The sequence below is a fragment of the Arthrobacter sp. Y-9 genome, from assembly GCF_029690065.1.
Taxonomy (GTDB): Bacteria; Actinomycetota; Actinomycetes; order Actinomycetales; family Micrococcaceae; genus Arthrobacter_E.
This window is the reverse complement of the sequence record NZ_CP121463.1, coordinates 2,401,511-2,419,912: the sequence shown is the minus strand read 5'-3', so window position 1 is coordinate 2,419,912 and position 18,402 is coordinate 2,401,511. Positions and strand designations below refer to the sequence as shown.

At 68.3% G+C, this 18,402-nt stretch carries 15 protein-coding genes and 1 riboswitch; of the genes, 5 read left to right on the top strand and 10 right to left on the bottom strand.

Annotated elements, in window-relative coordinates:
- Positions 1–54: 54 nt before the first annotated feature.
- From P9849_RS10895 to P9849_RS10870, 6 genes are all read right to left on the bottom strand, one after another.
- Complete coding sequence (locus tag P9849_RS10895) at positions 55–831, bottom strand: class I SAM-dependent methyltransferase (RefSeq protein ID WP_278266817.1); 777 nt, start codon at positions 829–831, stop codon at positions 55–57.
- A gap of 120 nt (positions 832–951) precedes the next feature.
- The gene (locus tag P9849_RS10890; RefSeq protein WP_278266816.1) at positions 952–2,361 is read right to left on the bottom strand and encodes an aminotransferase class V-fold PLP-dependent enzyme; all 1,410 of its coding nucleotides are present in this window, start codon (positions 2,359–2,361) and stop codon (positions 952–954) included.
- Positions 2,362–2,400: 39 nt separating this feature from the next.
- Positions 2,401–2,516: riboswitch (SAM riboswitch) on the bottom strand.
- 72 nt (positions 2,517–2,588) lie between these two features.
- Positions 2,589–3,410 carry a histidinol-phosphatase gene (gene hisN, locus P9849_RS10885; protein ID WP_066211009.1) on the bottom strand — a complete coding sequence of 274 codons (822 nt, stop codon included), beginning with the start codon at positions 3,408–3,410 and terminating at the stop codon, positions 2,589–2,591.
- A 64-nt stretch (positions 3,411–3,474) separates the two neighbouring features.
- A complete protein-coding gene (locus P9849_RS10880; protein ID WP_278269151.1) occupies positions 3,475–4,572 on the bottom strand; it encodes a ribosome small subunit-dependent GTPase A in 1,098 nt (365 codons plus the stop codon).
- A 28-nt stretch (positions 4,573–4,600) separates the two neighbouring features.
- Positions 4,601–5,968 carry a 3-phosphoshikimate 1-carboxyvinyltransferase gene (aroA, locus tag P9849_RS10875; RefSeq protein ID WP_278266815.1) on the bottom strand — a complete coding sequence of 456 codons (1,368 nt, stop codon included), beginning with the start codon at positions 5,966–5,968 and terminating at the stop codon, positions 4,601–4,603.
- Positions 5,969–5,971: 3 nt separating this feature from the next.
- Positions 5,972–6,433, bottom strand: a complete 462-nt coding sequence (locus P9849_RS10870; protein ID WP_278266814.1) for a DoxX family membrane protein — start codon at positions 6,431–6,433, stop codon at positions 5,972–5,974.
- A 164-nt stretch (positions 6,434–6,597) separates the two neighbouring features.
- Between P9849_RS10870 and P9849_RS10865 the strand changes: the two genes are divergently transcribed.
- From P9849_RS10865 to P9849_RS10855, 3 genes are all read left to right on the top strand, one after another.
- On the top strand, positions 6,598–7,410 hold the full coding sequence (locus P9849_RS10865; protein ID WP_278266813.1) for a sigma-70 family RNA polymerase sigma factor: 813 nt from the start codon (positions 6,598–6,600) through the stop codon (positions 7,408–7,410).
- Positions 7,407–7,658 (top strand): mycothiol system anti-sigma-R factor, encoded by a 252-nt coding sequence (gene rsrA, locus P9849_RS10860; RefSeq protein ID WP_278266812.1) that lies wholly within the window; start codon positions 7,407–7,409, stop codon positions 7,656–7,658. Before P9849_RS10865 ends, rsrA begins: the two co-directional genes overlap by 4 nt.
- A gap of 283 nt (positions 7,659–7,941) precedes the next feature.
- The gene (locus P9849_RS10855; protein WP_278266811.1) at positions 7,942–9,108 is read left to right on the top strand and encodes a zinc-dependent metalloprotease family protein; all 1,167 of its coding nucleotides are present in this window, start codon (positions 7,942–7,944) and stop codon (positions 9,106–9,108) included.
- Between the two features lie 343 nt (positions 9,109–9,451).
- Here the strand turns inward: P9849_RS10855 and P9849_RS10850 are convergent, their stop codons facing one another.
- The 4 genes from P9849_RS10850 to P9849_RS10835 all read right to left on the bottom strand — a co-directional run bounded on the left by P9849_RS10850 (position 9,452) and on the right by P9849_RS10835 (position 15,647).
- Positions 9,452–10,069 (bottom strand): PadR family transcriptional regulator, encoded by a 618-nt coding sequence (locus P9849_RS10850; protein ID WP_278266810.1) that lies wholly within the window; start codon positions 10,067–10,069, stop codon positions 9,452–9,454.
- Positions 10,069–10,887, bottom strand: a complete 819-nt coding sequence (locus P9849_RS10845; RefSeq protein WP_278266809.1) for a DUF4097 family beta strand repeat-containing protein — start codon at positions 10,885–10,887, stop codon at positions 10,069–10,071. Before P9849_RS10845 ends, P9849_RS10850 begins: the two co-directional genes overlap by 1 nt.
- A 167-nt stretch (positions 10,888–11,054) precedes the next feature.
- Entirely contained in the window at positions 11,055–11,657 is a 603-nt protein-coding gene (locus tag P9849_RS10840; RefSeq protein WP_278266808.1) for a GDSL-type esterase/lipase family protein, read from the bottom strand.
- A 171-nt stretch (positions 11,658–11,828) separates the two neighbouring features.
- Positions 11,829–15,647: a multifunctional oxoglutarate decarboxylase/oxoglutarate dehydrogenase thiamine pyrophosphate-binding subunit/dihydrolipoyllysine-residue succinyltransferase subunit gene (locus P9849_RS10835; protein ID WP_278266807.1), complete on the bottom strand. Its 3,819-nt coding sequence runs from the start codon at positions 15,645–15,647 to the stop codon at positions 11,829–11,831.
- A gap of 345 nt (positions 15,648–15,992) precedes the next feature.
- Here P9849_RS10835 and P9849_RS10830 point away from each other — a divergent pair, with 345 nt between their 5' ends.
- Together P9849_RS10830 and P9849_RS10825 are read left to right on the top strand one after the other, a co-directional pair.
- Positions 15,993–17,312, top strand: a complete 1,320-nt coding sequence (locus P9849_RS10830) for a hemolysin family protein (protein ID WP_278266806.1) — start codon at positions 15,993–15,995, stop codon at positions 17,310–17,312.
- Complete coding sequence (locus P9849_RS10825; RefSeq protein WP_278266805.1) at positions 17,305–18,387, top strand: hemolysin family protein; 1,083 nt, start codon at positions 17,305–17,307, stop codon at positions 18,385–18,387. Before P9849_RS10830 ends, P9849_RS10825 begins: the two co-directional genes overlap by 8 nt.
- Positions 18,388–18,402: the final 15 nt, after the last annotated feature.

The window sequence follows — 18,402 nt, the reverse complement described above, 5'->3', positions numbered from 1 at the left end:
TTTCGGCTTGCCTAAAACTCTAGGGTCGGAGGCCTTTCAGCGCAAGTGTGACCGTCAGTGCCGCGTGGTCTTCCAGGCGTAGCAGCGGTAGGGGAGGGTGAGGACCTCCCCGGGATGATGGCCGAGATGTTCGTAGAGGTACCACTCGAGGTTGGCGAGGACCTTCTCCCGTGTGGGCACGGACGCGCGCAGGTAGTAGCTCCGGGATTTGGTCAGCTCCAGGAGATCCTCCGGCGTCACCCGGTCCTGCCACGGGATCACCGCGGCCTGGAGGTCGCCGAAGCCCGGCCCGACGGCGGGGACGAAGTGCGGCTTGATGACGTCGCCGGCATGCATGATGCGGGACAGCCGGTGCACCCAGGGGACGGACGTGTCCAGCTGGTTCCAGATCAGCGCGAGCGTCCCGCCCGGCCGCAGGACCCGGAGGGCCTCCGCACTCGCGGCGAGAGGATCGAACCAGTGCCAGGCCTGGGCCACCGCGATCAGATCGGCGCTCTCCGCAGGAAGGCCGGTGGCCTCCGCCGTTCCCTGAACGGTCGCGACGCCGGGGAGCTCCGCATGCAGCTGGGCCAGCATGTCGGCGGAGGGCTCCACCGCCGTCACGTCCAGGCCGAGATCCACGAGCAGCGCGGTGTACTTCCCGGTGCCGGCTCCCAGGTCCACGGCCGATCGCGCGCCATCAGGCACACACCAGGCAGCGGACTCCGCCGGATAGGAGGGCCGGACCTGAGCGTAGTGCTCCCCGCCCTGTTCGAAGGCGCGGCCCATCTCCCGGCGAGTGGTGGTGTCCATGCGGGGACCACCGGGCGGCGACACGTGACGGGCTGACATGCTGACTCCTGGACCATGACGGGATCCGCCCGCGGTGCGTGGGGACGGCTTGCCGTTTAAGGGTCGCACAGGGGGCGGCCGCGCCGACCCCTGTGCGACCGGAGGGGCCGCGTCAGAGGATCAGTCCGTGGTGGTGCAGGGCGCGGCGCCCGCCGTGCCGGGGGTGTTCGGCGCCCAGTGCGGGTAGCTGCGCTGATCGTTCGCGGGGACCCAGCGTCCGGCGTCGACCACGTAGTCCCAGCCGAGACCGCGCTCGCGCAGCTGCCGGATCCCCTCGATGAGACGCTCGGCGTCCTCGAGCCGGGATCCCAGACCGAAGCTGGCCCGGAGCGATCCGGCGGGCAGACCCAGCCGCTTGAGCAGCGGGTGGGCGCAGAACTTGCCGTCCCGGAGCCCCACCCCGTGCTCGGCGGAGAGGTACGCGGCGACGAGGCCCGCGTCGTAACCTTCGACGGAGAAGTTCACCACGCCGATCGAGTCGGTGGAATCGCTGAAGATCCGGTGCACGGTGACGCCGTCCAGGGCGGCGAGGCCGTCCTCCAGGTGGCGGCGGATGTCCGCCTCGTGCTGCTGCCAGGAGTCGTGGTCCAGGGACACCAGGACCTGGGTCGCCCGGGCGAGGGTGGCCGCGCCGAGGACGTTGGGGGAGCCGCCCTCATGGCGGGCCGGTCCGGTGGTCCACACGACCGAGTCGAGGCGGGCCTCCCGCACGGCGCCGCCGCCGAGCAGGTGGGGAGTGCCGGCGTCGAGCCAATCGGCGCGGCCCACCAGGACTCCGGCGCCGAACGGCGCGTACAGCTTGTGGCCGGAGAAGGCGAGGAAGTCGACGTCGAGCGCGGTGATGTCGATCCGGCGGTGCGGCGCCAGCTGGGCGGCGTCCACGACGATCCGGGCGCCGTACTCGTGCGCCAGGGCGGCGAGCTCGGCGATCGGCAGGATCTCACCAGTGACATTGGAAGCGCCCGTCACGGCCAGGAGCGCGACGCCGCCGGCTTCGAGTTCCTCCCGAAGGGCCTCCACGGTGGCCGCGATGGTCTCCCGCGCCACGAGGCTCCGGTGACCGACCCGCTGCCAGGGAAGAAGATTGGCGTGGTGCTCGATGTCCAGATAGAGGACGTCACCGGCCTGTTCGCCCTGGCGCTGGGGCAGGCAGCCCGCCAGCACGTTCAGGGAATCGGTGGTGTTGCGCGTGAAGATCACCAGGTCATCGGGGCGTCCGCCCACGAAGTCGCGCACGATCTCCCGGGCGTTCTCGTACACCGAGGTGCTGATCTGCGACGCGTACCCGGCGCCGCGGTGCACGCTCGCGTAGTACGGCAGGATCTCGTTCAGGTAGGCCGAGACCACGCTGAGCGCGGGGGCGGAGGCGCCGTAGTCGAGATTGGCGTAACGGACCGTGCCGCCCTGGATGAGCGGGGCCTGGATCTCCGCGCCGGTGACCGCGGCGAACGGATTGGCGGCCAGCGACGGCGCGTGGGTGCGTCCGGTTCCGGCGACGGCGGAGCGGGGGGCAAGGGTGTTGACGGACATGCTGAGACCTCTGCATCGTGGAGGGGCCCGCACAGGCGGGCGCCGCGCTTGCCGCACCACTTTCTGTGGCCGGCCTGGTCGTCACCCGGGGCACCCCACCGCGTCTGGAGGGTTGCCGGCCAGCAAACCGGGGTTTAGCGCTGGCACTCGTGACCTGATTACGAGAGTAAAACAGCGGCGCGTCCCCGAAGGAACGCGCCGCGAATATTACGTGGAATATGACCTGCTCAGGGGGCCTGCAGCAGATCGTCCAGCCCGGGATTGAGCCTGCGGAGGAACTCCGAATGCAGGATGCCGTTGCTGGCCACCGCGTTGCCGCCGAACGGGCCGTCCTGCCCGTCCAGCGAGGTGAAGCGGCCGCCGGCCTCGGTCACGATCGGCACGAGTGCCGCCATGTCATAGAGGTTCAGCTCCGGCTCGCACGCGAGGTCCACGGCGCCCTCGGCCAGGAGGCAGTAGGACCAGAAGTCGCCGTAGGCGCGGGTGCGCCAGACCGTGTCGTGGAGGTCGAGGAACTCGTCCCGCAGGCCGAGTTCCTTCCAGCCGCCCAGGCTCGAGTAGGAGAGGGAGGCGTCCTCGAGGCGGTGCACATCGGACACCTTCAGCCGGGTGGCGGAGGCGAGGGAGCGCCCCGTGTAGGCGCCGTGGCCCTTGGAGGCCCACCAGCGGCGGCCCAGGGCGGGCGCACTGACGACTCCGACCACCACCTGGTCGTCCTCGATGAGGGCGATCAGGGTGGCCCAGACCGGCACACCGCGCACGAAGTTCTTGGTGCCGTCGATCGGATCGATGACCCAGCGGCGGGAGGAGTGGCCCGTGGTGCCGAACTCCTCGCCGATGACGGAGTCCCGCGGCCGGGCCCGGGACAGCTGGGCACGGATGTACTCCTCGGCGCTCCGGTCGGCGTCGCTCACCGGCGTCAGATCCGGCTTGGTCTCGACCTTCAGATCCTGGGCCTTGAAGCGCGCCATGGTCTGGGCATCCACCTGGTCCGCCATGACATGGGCAAGCCGGAGGTCATCGGTGTAGTTCTGGGAGGAGTCCATCATGGGTTAAACCGTACCCACAAAGCGCGCGTCCCAGTTCATCCGGGGCGCGGACGCGATCGCGCCGTCAGGGAGCGCCGAGCTCCTTGGCCTCGCGTTCCTCCTGCGTTCCGGCGTCCAGGACCCGGCGGAGTGACTCCAGCCGGGAAGCGCCGGCGGGCCCGGCGTGTCCCTCGGCGACCCAGGCGTCCAGGCCACAGCCGATCGCCTGTGCGCCGTGCTTGCAGCCGCGCTCGCAGGCCTCGGTGCCGGGCGCCAGATCCGGGAACGCCTGCAGGATGCGTTCGGGATCGACCAGGGCGAGACCGAAGGACCGGACGCCGGGCGTGTCCACGATCCACGTCCCGGGCCGTGCCCCCGGCATCTGGAGTGCCAGGGCGGAGCTGGAGGTGTGGCGGCCACGGCCCGTGACGGCGTTGACCTGTCCGGTGGCCCGTTCGGAACCGGTCAGGGCGTTGACCATGGTCGACTTGCCGACGCCGGAGTGCCCCAGGAGGACGCTGACCGAGCCGTCGAGTTCCTCGCGGAGTTCCTCGACCGCGGTGCCCAGCAGGGAGGCGGAGCCGCCGTCGGCGCTGCGGGCGTCGATCCCGCTGGCCCCCGCCTCCGTGGTGCGGCTGATGATGACCTTGAGATCCAGGGCCTGGTAGTTCGCCAACAGCTCGGCGGGGTCCTTCACATCGGCCTTGGTGATGAGCAGGATCGGTTCGATCCCGGCGTCGTACGCGGCCACGAGGGCGCGGTCGATGAAGCCGGTGCGGGGCTCGGGGTTCGCGGCCGCGACCACGACCACGAGCTTGTCCGCATTGGCGACGACGACGCGCTCCACCGGGTCGGTGTCGTCCGCGCTGCGCCGCAGCAGGGTCTTGCGCGGCTCGATGCGCACCAGCCGGGCCAGGGTGTCCGGATCACCGGAGACGTCGCCCACGAGGGCCACGAAATCGCCCACCACGACCGGGTTGCGCCGGAGCTCCTTGGCCCGCGCCGCGATCACCGTTCGTTCTTGCGACGTTCCCTCGTCCAGGACGGCGGTGTAGCGGCCGCGGTCCACGGTGATGATGCGTCCGATCACCGCGTCCGAATGGCTCGGACGGTCTTTCGTGCGCGGCCGGGACCCTCGTTTGCTCGGCCGGAGCCGGACATCGGATTCATCCCAGGAAGACAGGGAACGACCGGATTGCCCACGCCCCACGTCAGGAGCCCGCCTGAGTGCCGGCGGGCGAGGTCTGCCCCGTGTCCCCGGCGCGTCCGTCCAGCATGGCCGTCCAGAGCGCGGGGAAATCCGGCATGGTCTTGGCGGTGGTGGCGATGTCCTCCACGAAGGTCCCCGGCACGGCCAGGCCCCAGATGGCGCCCGCGGTGGCCATGCGGTGATCCGCATAGCTGTCCAGGACGGCGCCGTGCAGAGGGACGGGCCGGATGATCAGGCCGTCGGCGGTCTCCTCCGCATCGCCGCCCATGCGACGGATCTCGGTGACGAGCGCCTCGAGGCGGTTGGTCTCGTGCCCGCGCAGATGAGCGATGCCGCTCAGGCGCGACGGCGACTCGGCCAGGGCGCACAGCGCGGCGACCGTGGGCGCCAGTTCGCTCGTGTCGGCGAAGTCGCCGCCCAGGATCCGGGGTCCGCCCTGCACCACGAGAGTGGAGCCGTCCAGGGTGACCGTGGCGCCCATCCGGGTGAGGATGTCCCGCCAGAGATCTCCCACCTGCGTGGTGGGACTGGGCCAATGCGGCACGCGGACGGTGCCGCCAGTGACGAGTGCCGCGGCGAGGAAGGGACCGGCGTTGCTGAGGTCCTGCTCGATCCGGACGTCGAAGGCGCTGATGGGGCCGGGGGAGACGAACCAGTGATCCGGCACGGAGTCGTCCACCGTGACGCCCAGGGACCGGAGGACCTCGACGGTCATCCGGATGTGATCCAGGCTGGGCACGGGCTTGCCTGCGTGCTCGATGTGGAGGCCGTCCTCGAAGCGGGCGCCGACCAGCAGGAGGGCCGAGACGAACTGGCTGCTCCCGCTCGCGTCGATGATCACGTGGCCGCCGGGGACGGAGCCTTCCCCGCGCACGGTGAAGGGGAGCGACGCCGGGGCGCCGCCGTCGTCGGACGCCAGGGTGATGCCGAGCGCCGCGAGTGCCTGGATGATCGCGCCCATGGGGCGCTGGCGTGCGTGGGGGTCGCCGTCGAAGTGGGTGTCACCGCGGCGCAGGGCGGCGAGCGGTGGGACGAACCGCATGACCGTCCCGGCGAGCCCGCAGTCCACGCTCACGGGGGACGCCGGGGCGTCCTGGGGGATGGGGGTGATGACCAGATCGGGACCGAAGGACCCGTCCCCGGGGACCTCGTCCACGGTGGCGCCCAGGCTCCGCAGCGCCTGGATCATCAGCGCCGAGTCCCGTGAATGCAGGGGTGCGCGGAGCCGGGACGGGCCGTCAGCGAGTGCCGCGAGGACGAGGTAGCGATTGGTCAGGGATTTGGAACCCGGCACCGAGACGGTCGCGTCGACCGGACCGGTGGCCAGGGGAGCCGCCCAGGGCTGGACGACAGGGGCTTGCTGCGGCACGAATCAGTCTCCCTTGGAGGCGCCGGCGCCACCCTCGGGCCGGTGCTGCACGCGCCACACGAGGCTCGGCTTCCCCGCGGTGTCCACCATGGCCAGCAGGGCGGCGCCGTTGAGCGAGAGGTTCTTCAGGAGCTGATTGCGGCGAGCCGCGCGGCCTTCCTTGGTGGTCGCGTCAGCGGCGCGGTACTCCAGCGCCGTGGTGCACGCGGCGGAGGCGGCGAGCACCAGGGCGGCGAGACGGGGCAGCTTGCCGAAGGCGAAGAGGGCACCCGCACCGAGCTGTGCGCCGCCGGCCGCGCGATTCAGGAAGGCGTCCCCGAGTTCGACCGGCAGGGTGTCCGCCACGCGGCGGGCCAGCACGGCGGGCCGGACGGTGGGATCCTGCGCCTTCTTGATCTTGTGGATGCCGTCGGCGATGAAGCTGCTGGCGAGGAGCGGACGGGCAAGGAATCGAACCACGGACACGAGACCTCCTGGAGAGATGGTTCACCTGGTGGGTCACGGGACAGGAGCGCCCGGACTACCTCTAGTCTTGCATCTTTGCGGAATAATTGCGCCGCGGAAGCGGTTGTCCGAAGCAGTGATGACACGAGGAGAAGCCTCGTGCCGACGATGTTTCAGGAGTGCCCATGCCCGTGGTCTTGGATCGCCCGGCAGCACCCGTGGGCTGGACCGGTGGCTCCCGGGTTCCCGCCCTTGCCGCGGGGCTAGACTGGGACGCGATGAACACCACGGAATCGGAGATCCCCGGGTCCGGAGCCGCAGCGGCCCGGAAGACGGACGAAGAAGCAACGGGGCGGTCCGCCTCGGACAGCAGTGCGGTGGACGTCGCGTCCGAGAGCGACGACCAGCGGAGGGCCCGTTTCGAACGGGACGCCATGCAGTACGTGGACCAGCTGTATTCGGCGGCCATGCGCATGGCACGGAACCCCGCCGACGCCGAGGATCTGGTGCAGGAGGCCTACACCAAGGCGTTCTCGGCCTTCCATCAGTACAAGCCCGGGACGAATCTGAAGGCCTGGCTGTACCGCATCCTGACCAACACGTACATCAATCTCTACCGCAAGCGGCAGCGGGAGCCCCTGCAGTCCCATGGGGAGACCATCGAGGACTGGCAGCTGGCGCGAGCGGAGTCCCATACGTCCACCGGCCTCCGTTCCGCTGAGACGGAAGCCCTGGACCACCTGCCGGACTCGGACGTCAAGCGGGCCCTGCAATCCATTCCGGAGGAATTCCGGCTGGCGGTGTACTTCGCGGACGTCGAAGGCTTCGCCTACAAAGAGATCTCAGAAATCATGAACACCCCGATCGGGACGGTCATGTCCCGCCTGCACCGTGGACGCCGGATGCTCCGCGAGATGCTGGCGGAGTACGCGGCGGAACGGGGGATCGGCGTGCGGCGCACCGCGGTCGACACGGCACCAGTGGAGAAAGCGAAATGAAAGACTGCCAAGGCCTGGGCGATTGCGAAGACGCCCGTATTGAACGCATCTACGAATACCTCGACGGCGCGCTGCCCCGCGCCGATGTCGAGGAGATCAAGGATCACCTGGCGAACTGCCCCAATTGCCTGGAGCAGCACGACCTCGAATGCATGATCCGGTCCATGGTGAAGCGTTCCTGCACGGAAGCCGCCCCGGACCAGCTGAAGCAGAGCATCCTGGACAAGATCCACGCCGCCCGCGCCTGACCTTCGGCCTGCGCGGCGCGCCGAGTGCCGGCGCCCTCTGCATCCGGTGAAAGCCCCCGTGCCCGTCCCGAGTGGACCGGCACGGGGGCTTTCTCGTGTCCAGGAACGCAGCTTCTCGGGAGGCGGTCTTCCGTGGAGTCGCCTGTTGTTAATTGTTTAACTTTTTCTGTAACAGTCGTTGAAGAGGACTGTGACGATCTGGTCTTGTGGAAGTGATCACAGCCCGGCCCACCCGGCCGGGCGTCCTGTGGTCCTCGCACCTCCACCCTGAAAGGTGATCATCATGAGACAGAAGATCGTGAACGCAGCCTCCGCCGGGGTTCTGACCCTGGGTCTGGGCCTGTTCGGCGTGCTGCTTCCCGCCAGCCCCGCCCAGGCGGCCATCACACCGACCTCTACGGACTCCGACGGCGACGGCCTCCCGGACGCCTGGGAGACCAACGGCGTCGACACGAACGGAGACGGCGTCATCGACCTCGACCTTCCCGCACTGGGGGCCGACCCGCACCGGGCGGACCTCTTCGTCGAGCTGGACTACATGCCGGGCCTCCTGCCGTCCACGGCGGAACTCGACAGGATCCGGCAGGGTTTCGCCGGCCTCCCCGTCAACAACCCTGATGGCACGACGGGTGTCACGATCCACCTCGACGCGGGATCAGCGCGCGGAGCGGCCTACGACCTGGGCGGCGGCAATGAGATCCCGTACAAGCAGAATCTGAGCGGCGTGGATGAGGTCCGCACGCTCCGGCAGCAGTACTCCGACCCGAACCGTGCCAACGTCTTCCATTACGCGGTCTTCGGGGACAGCTACGGCAACAGCTCGTCCTCGGGACAGGCCTGGATCAACGGACTCGAACTGCTGGTGACGGTGGGACCCCGCTACTGGGGCAACGCCAGCAGTGACACGCGCGTGGGCACCTTCATCCACGAGCTCGGGCACAACCTCGGCCTGACGCACGGCGGCGCCGACAACGTCAACAACAAGCCGAACTACCTGAGCATCATGAACTATTCGTACCAGCTCACGGGCGTTCCGCAGACGGCGGGAGGAGCCTACTTCGGGTACTCCACCCGTTCGCAGATCAGCCTCAATGAGGCGGCCCTCAACGAGGCGGCCGGACTCGGCCCCGCGGCGGCGGGCTACCAGCTGTACTGGTGGACCGGTGGCACGCGCCACCAGGCCAGGGCCGACGCGGCGATCGACTGGAACTGGAACGGCGCCATCAACGCGGGCACCGTGAGGCAGGACATCAACAAGGACAACGCGGTGGCGACCCTGAACGGTCCGAACGATCTGCAGAACCTGAGTCTCGCCGTCGGCACCAAGGGCAAGGCGTACAGCGGCCGGACCGCGCGCAGCGCACCGGTCCCGCTCGTGGCCGAGACGAATGAGCTCGCCTATGAACTGGCCCGGCAGCTCCACCCGGACAAGGTCCCGGCCAAGCACTGAGCGGCGTGAGCGTGCCGAACGCCTGCTCACGCCCTGAACGCCCGACGTCGGCCCTCACTCTGCGCCGACGGCGCGGTTTCGCTCCGGTCGCCTCCATATGGGAGACTTGAGGGCAGCTCTTTGAGAGTCGAGAACAGAAGGAGTCCAGCTATGAGCAAGCGTGCACGCAAGCGTCGTGATCGTAAGCGTGGCGGTGCCAACCACGGCAAGCGCCCCAACACCTGAGACTGACCGCCGCTCCGTGCGGCGGATCATCTCAGCGTGACGCTGAACAGTCGGGCCCTGGAACCATTGCGGTTCCAGGGCCCGAGGCGTCTGTGGATCACGACGGCGCGTGGCGGGGTCAGCTCCTGAAGAGCTCCTTCGCCTCCGCGCGGGCCCTGTCCAGAATGGTGCGCAGGGCGTCCAGCTCGGTCTCGTTCAGCTCACCGTGGGCTTTGCGGAGCCTCACGAGCATCAGCAGTTCCGAGCGGAAGCCCGTGATGAGCTGTTCCGCCGCCTGGCTGAGGGCGGTCGCCCGAGCCTGGGATGCGGACGTTCCCGGCTTCACATACCCGTGATGAGCGGCCTCCGCGCGGGCCTGACGGGTCGTGGAGGCCAGTTCCTCGCGGAGTGAGCGCATGTTGCTCCCGATGTCCTCCCGCAGGGTGTCCGCCAGGCGCCGGACGGACGCCGAGATGTCGTTCTCCACACCGGACAGCTCCTCCCGGCGGCTCTCGAGTTCGCGGCGGCCGGCGTCGGTCAGGCTGTAGCTCGTGCGACGTCCGTCCACGTGGGTGCTGACCAGTCCTTCCTCCTCCAGCTTGGCGAGCCGGGGATAGATGGTCCCGGCGCTGGGGGAGTAGGTCCCGTTGAAGCGGTCGCTGAGGGCCTTGATGAGGTCGTAGCCGTGTTTGGCGCCGTCCTCCAGCAGGGCCAGAAGATAGAGGCGCAAGGCGCCGTGGGCGAAGACGGGGGGCATTACCGGGTTCCTTCCTCTGCCGGGGCATGCACCACCGAGACGTCGCCGGACACGGAGTTGGTGCGGAGCACCAGGAGGTGCTCCTCCGGGCCGACGATCGTGGCGACCGTGTTCTTCACGGGCATGTAGCGCTGCGTGTCGATGATGACCTGGCCGGAGCCGGTCTTGGCCTTCAGATCGACGCCCACGGTGTGGGGGAGCCGGATGGTCATGTCGCCCGAGACGGTGTTCGCTCCGATGTCCTGTGTGTCCTCGGAGACGTCCAGGAGGATCTCCCCGCTGACGTTGTTGAGCCGGACGTGGTTGAGCGCGCCGGTGGCCGTGACCGCTCCGGACACGGTATTCACGGACAGGCTGCCGTGGTGATTGCGGACGATCGCCTCACCGCTGACCGAGTTCACGTCCAGGTGGGAGGAGGTCCGGTCGGCCACCACATCGCCGGACACCGTGTTGAGCGAGGTCTTGGCGGTGGTCCCGGAGACCAGGCCGCCGCCGGCGACGGTGGAGGCGTCCACCTGGATGCCGGCGGGCACGGCGATGCTGATGATGACCGAGTTCTCCTGGGACTGGGTCACGGTGTTCATGACGTTCTTGAACCAGCCCTGGGGCCCCGGTTCCTGGTGCCGGACCTCGAGCCGTCCGGCATTGAAGCTGACGTCGAGGGGATCCCCGGAGATCTCTGAGACCTCGATCCGGGTGATGCTGTCCTCGTGGGTGACCACGTCGAAGCGCCCGTGCACGATGCCGAGCTTCAGGGACGTCACACCTTCGATGTCGATCGTCTGTGGACCGGTGACGGACCAGCGTTCCTCTGCCATGTTCTCCTCCTCGAATCTTGCGATATATCGCGTTTGTGATTTCACGATATATCGCGATATATCTCGAGTCAAGAGGCTCCTTAAACGCAGTGAGTGCTCAGTTGTTGCGGGTGTCGGCATTCGACACCCGCAACAACTGAGCACTCAGTGTGGGAAGCGGGAGAGGGTCAGTCCGTGGGCTCCGCGATCTTGAGCCACTGGAACCAGCCACGGTGCAGGACGAGCCAGGCCATGAGCCCGTAACCGGCCTGGCCGGGAGCGCCGGCATTGGCCGCCAGGTCGTTGCGCCATTGCTCATGGTTGAGCAGGGGAGCGAAGGTGTCCACATACAGGTGGTGACGGCGGGTGGTGACATCGGCGAAGGCGGTGTTGAGTTCGGCCAGACGCCGGTTCTTGGCCGGGTCGAGGCTCGGGGGCGGGCCCACCACGAAGACGGAGACGCTCGCCTGTGACGCGTGATCCAGGATGTTCGCCAGGTTCAGGCGGCTGCGGGCGGTGGAGAGCCCGAAGTCGATGTCCCGTCCGGACAGGCCGATGACCAGGCGGTTCTCATAGCCCTGACCGAAACGGCGGCCCGTCTCGTCCGCCCAGCGCGCCGAAAGGCCCTCGGTGCCCTCCTCGGGGCACGGCAGCGAGTAGCTCTCCAGGGCGAACTGATCCCGCGGCGTGCGGGCCAGCACCCGGCCGTACCAGCCCAGTGCGCGGGGGTCGCCGAGACCTGCCAGCAGTTCATCGCCGATCGCGGCGATTCGAAGTTTCCTGTCCTCCACAATGTCCTTTCGCGCAGCTGATGCGCCGTGTCCGGCGCAGCGTCCCCACTCCATTAAACGACAGACGCCCGCCGCCTGTGCCACGAAGCGCAGGTGACGGGCGTCTGAAAGCCGCGACGCGCCGTCGTGCGTCACCGCTGTGCGGTGGGCGACGACGGCGCGCCGGCCGGGTCAGGCCCGGTGGTCGAAGGCCTGCTGGAGGAGCAGTGCGTTCTCGGCCGCGTGACGCTTGCCGGTGCCGGCTGCCGTCGAAGCGGACGCGCGACGGCTGACCAGGCGGACCGGGCGGTCCAGGGACGGCACCAGGTTCAGAGCCATGAAGCTCCACGGACCCTGGTTGGCGGGCTCGTCCTGGGCCCAGACGACGTCGGCGTTCGGGTACTTGGCGAGCTCCGCGCGGATCTCCTCTTCGGGCAGCGGGTACAGCTGCTCGACGCGGATGATCGCCGTGCTGGAGTCCTGAGCCTTGTCGCGGTTGGCCAGGAGGTCGTAGTACAGACGTCCCGCGACCAGGATGACGCGCTTCACGGCGGCCGGATCGAGCTCGGCGTGGTCGCCGATCACCGGCTGGAACCCGCCTGTGGTGAAGTCGGCGACCGAACTGGCGGCGCCCTTCAGACGGAGGAGCTGCTTCGGGGTGAAGACGATCAGCGGCTTGTGCGGGCGGCTGTAGGCGTGGCGGCGCAGCAGGTGGAAGTGGTTCGCCGCGGTCGTCGGCTCCGCCACCACCATGTTGTTCTCCGCGCACATCTGCAGGAAGCGCTCGATGCGGGCCGAGGAGTGGTCCGGGCCCTGGCCCTCATAGCCGTGCGGCAGCATGAGGACGAGCGAGGAACGCTGGCCCCACTTCTGCTCGGCCGAGGAGATGAACTCGTCGATCACGGTCTGGGCGCCGTTGACGAAGTCGCCGAACTGCGCCTCCCACATGACCAGGGCGTCCGGACGCTCCACCGAGTAGCCGTACTCGAAGCCCATGGCCGCGTACTCGGAGAGCAGCGAGTCATAGATCCAGAGCTTGGCCTGGTCCTCGGAGAGGTGTTCCAGCGGAGCCCATTCCTGGCCGGTCTTGCGGTCGTGGAACACCGCGTGACGCTGCACGAAGGTGCCGCGGCGGGAGTCCTGACCGGTGAGACGGACGGGGACGCCCTCCATGACGAGCGAGCCGAAGGCCGCGATCTCGCCGAAGCCCCAGTCGATGCCGCCGTCGACGGACATCTGCGCACGCTTCTCGAGGAGCTGCTTGAGCTTCGGATGGACTGTGAAGCCCTCCGGGACGTTGAGGAAGGCCTTGCCGATGTGGGCAAGGGTCTGAGCGCTGATCGCGGTGGTGCTCGGCGTGTTGACCATGCCGTCGTTGCGCTGCGCCATCGGCCGTTCGATGCCGGACACGGCCGCGGAATCTGAGGTGATGACCGGGATGGGGGAGGTCTGAGCGGCGTGAGTCTCCGCGAAGACGCGCTCCAGGCGCTCCTGGTAGTCGCGCAGCAGCTGCTCCGCTTCTTCCTCGGTGATGTCGCCACGGCCGATCAGGGCCTCGGTGTACAGCTTGCGGACGCTGCGCTTGGCTTCGATCAGGTTGTACATGAGCGGCTGGGTCATCGAAGGGTCGTCACCCTCGTTGTGACCGCGGCGGCGGTAGCAGACCATGTCGATGACGACGTCCTTGTGGAACCGCTCGCGGAACTCGAAGGCGAGCTGGGCCACACGGACCACGGCTTCCGGGTCATCGCCGTTCACGTGGAAGACGGGCGCCTGGATCATCTTGGCGACGTCGGTGGAGTACGTGGACGACCGCGAGGACGACGGCGACGTGGTGAAGCCGACCTGGTTGTTCACGATCACGTGGATGGTGCCACCGGTGCGGTAGCCGCGCAGCTGGGACAGGTTCAGCGTCTCCGCGACCACGCCCTGGCCCGCGAAGGCCGCGTCGCCGTGGACGAGGATGGGCAGGACCGGGAAGGCGGTGCCCTGGTCCAGCAGATCCTGCTTGGCGCGGACGATGCCTTCCAGCACCGAGTCCACGGCCTCGAGGTGGGACGGGTTGGCGGCCAGGTACACCTTGGTGGTGTTGCCCGACTCGGAGGTGAAGGTGCCCTCGGTGCCGAGGTGGTACTTCACGTCACCGGAGCCCTGGACGCTGCGCGGATCCTGCGTGCCTTCGAATTCGCGGAACACCTGGGCGTAGGTCTTGCCGGCGATGTTGGTCAGCACGTTGAGGCGGCCACGGTGGGCCATGCCGATCGCGACCTCGTCGAGGCCCTTGTCCGCGGCGTCCGAGATGATGGCGTCCAGCAGCGGGATGAGCGACTCGCCGCCTTCGAGGGAGAAGCGCTTCTGCCCGACGAACTTGGTCTGCAGGAAGGTCTCGAAGGCCTCGGCGGCGTTCAGACGCGAGACGATGCGCAGCTGCTCATCGCGGCTCGGCTTGGAGTACGGGTGCTCCAGCTCGTCCTGGAACCACTGACGCTCCTCGGGATCCTGGATGTGCATGTACTCGATGCCCGTGGTGCGGCAGTATGCGTCGCGCAGCACGCCGAGGATGGTGCGGAACTTCAGGAACTGCTTGCCGCCGAAGCCGCCGGTGGGCCATTCGCGGTCCAGGTCCCAGAGGGTCAGACCGTGGTTGAGCACATCGAGGTCCGGGTGCTTGCGCTGGACGTACTCGAGCGGATCGGTGTCCGCCATGAGGTGGCCGCGCACGCGGTAGGAGTGGATGAGCTGCTGGATGCGGGCGACCTTGTTGATCTCGTCGGCCGGATCGACCTGGACGTCCGGGCTCCAGCGCACGGGCTCGTACGGGATGCGGAGCTCTTCGAAGATCTCGTCGTAGAAGTTCTGCTCGCCCAGCAGGAGCTGGTGGACGATCCGCAGGAACTCGCCCGAACCGGCGCCCTGGATGACGCGGTGGTCATAGGTGGAGGTCAGGGTGATGATCTTGCCCACGGCCATCTCGGCGAGCTTCTTCTCGCTGGAACCCTGGAACTCGGCTGGGTACTCGAGAGCGCCGACGCCGATGATCGCGGCCTGGCCCTTGGACAGGCGCGGGACCGAGTGCACCGTTCCGATGCCGCCCGGGTTGGTCAGGGAGACCGTGGTGCCGGAGTGGTCATCGGCGGTCAGCTTGCCGTTGCGGGCGCGCTTGATGAGGTCCTCATAGGTGCGCCAGAACTCGGCGAACCGCAGGGTCTCGGCCTTCTTGATGTTCGGCACCACGAGCAGGCGGCTGCCGTCGGGCCGGGGCATGTCGATCGCGATGCCGAAGTTCACGTGGGCGTTCTCGACCGCGACCGGCTTGCCGTCCTGCACGTCGTACGTGACGTTCATGGAGGGGAACTGCTTGAGCGCCTTGACCACGGCGAAGCCGATCAGGTGCGTGAAGGAGACCTTGCCGCCACGGGCACGGGCCAGGTGGTTGTTGATGACCACGCGGTTGTCGATCAGGAGCTTGGCCGGGACGGCGCGCACGCTGGTGGCCGTGGGGACCTCGAGGCTGGTCACCATGTTGGCGGCGATCGCCTTGGCCGGTCCGCGGAGGACCTGGACCACGTTCTCCTCGTGCGGGCCGGAGTCCGCGGGGGCGCTCTTGGGCAGCTGGGCGGGGATCGGCGCGGTGGCCGTGGTGCGGTTGCCGTCCTTGGCGACGACGCGCGGCGGGGCCTTGGGAGCGGGCGCGGCGGGGCTTTCCTGGGCCGGGGCGGCGGGTGCCGGAGCGGCAGGCGCCGGTGCAGCGGCGGCGGGCGGCGCCGTCGCGGGAGCAGGTGAGGCGGGGGCCTCGGTCGCAGTGGCGGTCTTGGTCGCCTGGGCCACGGTCGGCAGCACCTGAGTCTGCGTCGACGGGGCCGGGTTGCCTGAACCGTAGTTCTCGAAGACAGACCACCACTTGGAGTCCACAGAGTTCTTGTCTTTCAGAAACTGCTCGTACAGCTCATCTACAAGCCACTCATTTCCGCCGAACTCTTCGGGTAGACGGTGGTTTGGCTGCTCTGGCACGTGATACGCCTCTTCCATTTTTGTTTGCCCGCTGGAATGAGAGCCGGCCTCGGTGCCGGCCTGGTCCAGTGCCGGGTTGCGTGAACCCAGACCTTTGCCAGTCTAGTGACGACGCTTGCTGAGGGCTAATCTACAGAGCGTAAAAGTTTGCGTGCCTTTCGGGCCCGCCTCTGGATAGACTGGTGTTCTTATGGACAGTCATTCCAGGTGCCGGCCTGGACGCTCCCGACGCCGCCGCAGCCATGCTGCCCCCGCGGCGTCCGATCCAGCCGGCAGACCCCGATCCCATGCCCATCCACCCACCCGCGGACTGACCGCTGCCAGCCGAGGGGGTGACCACGCTCCATGGAATGGCTCTTCCTCGTCTTCGGCATCCTGCTGATCTTCGGCACCGGCTTCTTCGTGGCCGTGGAATTCTCCCTCGTGGCCCTCGACCAGGCGCAGGTGCAGGCCGCCGTCGACGACGGCGATGAGGCCGCCAAGCCTCTGCTGGCCTGCCTGAAGTCCCTCTCCACCCAGCTGTCCAGCTGCCAGTTGGGCATCACCCTGACCACATTGCTCACCGGCTATGTGCTGGAACCGTCGGTCGGCAGCCTGCTCAAGGAACCTCTCCGAGGCCTCGGCCTCGCCGACCCGACGCCGGTGTCCCTCGTGATCGCGATGATCGCGGCGACCGTCTTCTCCATGATCCTGGGCGAGCTGGTGCCCAAGAACCTCGCGATCGCCCAGGCGATGGCGGTCGGCAAGGCCGTTGCCCGTCCGCAGCTCGTGTTCACCATGATCTTCAAGCCCGCGATCATCGTCCTCAACGGCTTCTCCAACAAGGTGCTCGGCATCTTCGGTTTGGAGGCCAAAGAGGAGATCTCCGGCGCGCGCACCCCGGACGAGCTCGCCTCCCTGGTGCGCCGTTCCGCGGAGATGGGCACGCTGGACCCCGGCACGGCCGAGTTCCTGGCACGCACCCTGCGCTTCTCCGACAAGACCGCGGCGGACGTCATGACCCCGCGTTTCCGCATGGAGACGCTGGACGCCGTGGAGCCGGTGACCGCCGTCGTCGACGCGGCCCGTGCCACCGGATACTCCCGCTTCCCCGTCACCGGAGAGTCCGTGGACGACATCAGGGGAGTGGTGCACATCAAGAAGGCCGTGTCGGTTCCGTCCGCCAAACGCGCCGAACTAGAGGTCGGCTCCCTCATGACCGAGGTGTTCCGGGTTCCGGAGACCATCCCGCTGGATGACCTCATCGCCGAGCTGCGTGCCTCCAACATGCAGCTGGCCGTGGTGCTGGACGAATACGGTGGCACCGCCGGCGTCGTGACGCTGGAGGACCTGGTCGAAGAGATCGTGGGTGAGGTCGCCGACGAGCATGACCGGCGGAGGCCGGGCGTGCTCCAGGGTGCGGACGGCCGGTGGTTCTTCCCCGGTCTGCTGCGTCCGGACGAGGTCGGGGCCCAGATCAAGGGCCTCGTCATCCCCGAAGACGGTTCCTACGAGACGGTGGGTGGCTTCGTGATGAGCAGCCTGGGACGCATCCCGGTGGCCGGCGATCACGTCGCGGTCCAGGGCGGCGAACTGCGCGTGGTCCGCATGGACGGGCGCCGGGTGGACCGGCTCGCCTTCCTGCCGCGCGCCGAGGAATCCACCGAGGGGGCGCGCCATGAGTGACTGGATGGGAATCCTCTGGCTGGTGGTGCTGCTGCTCGGCAACGCCTTCTTCGTGGCGGCGGAGTTCGCCATCATGTCCGCGCGCCGCAGCCAGATCGAGCCTCTGGCCGAGGCGGGGTCGCGACGTGCGGCCACCACCTTGAAGGCCATGGAGCAGGTCTCGCTCATGCTCGCCTGCGCCCAGCTCGGCATCACGGTGTGCTCGCTGCTCATCCTGCAGGTGGCCGAACCGGCCATCCACCACCTGATCGCGGAGCCGCTCGAGCACCTGGGCATCCCCGAGACGCTCGCCGGTGCGCTGGCATTCGCCGCCGCGCTGATCGTGGTGACGTTCCTGCACGTGACCTTCGGTGAGATGGTGCCGAAGAACATCTCGGTGTCCGCCGCGGACAAGGCGGCCCTGCTGCTGGCCCCTGTGCTGGCGGCGCTGGCCACCATGCTGCGGCCGGTCGTGGCCACGCTGAACTGGTGCGCCAACCACGTGCTCAAGCTCATGCGCGTGGAGCCGAAGGATGAGGTGACCTCCACCTTCACCCTGGAGGAGGTGCAGTCGATCGTCCACGAATCCACCCGGCACGGCCTCGTGGAGGACGACGCCGGCCTGCTCACGGGCGCTCTGGAGTTCTCCGAGCGCCGCGCCTCCCAGGTCATGGTCCCGCTGGACCGGCTGGCGACGCTGAGTGAGGACGCCACGCCGCAGCAGTTCGAGCGGATGGTCTCCAAGACCGGCTACTCCCGCATCCTGCTGAAGGACGACGAGGGCGAGCTGTCCGGGTATCTCCACATCAAGGACGTCATCTCCATCCCGGAGTCCCAGTACGACCAGCCCATCGCCGTGGTCCGTCAGCGTTCGCTGGTGAACATCGACCCGGAGATGGAGATCGAGGACGTGCTGGCCCGGATGCAGAAGAGCGGGTCCCACGTGGCCCGCGTGGTGGACGGGCAGGGGCACACCCTGGGCGTCCTCTTCCTCGAGGACGTGATCGAGGAGCTGGTGGGCGAGATCCAGGACGAGACGCAGGCGAAGGACGCCGTGCGGTACTGGGAGAGTCAGCGGACGTCCGAAGAACAGTGACGTCCACCCTTAAAT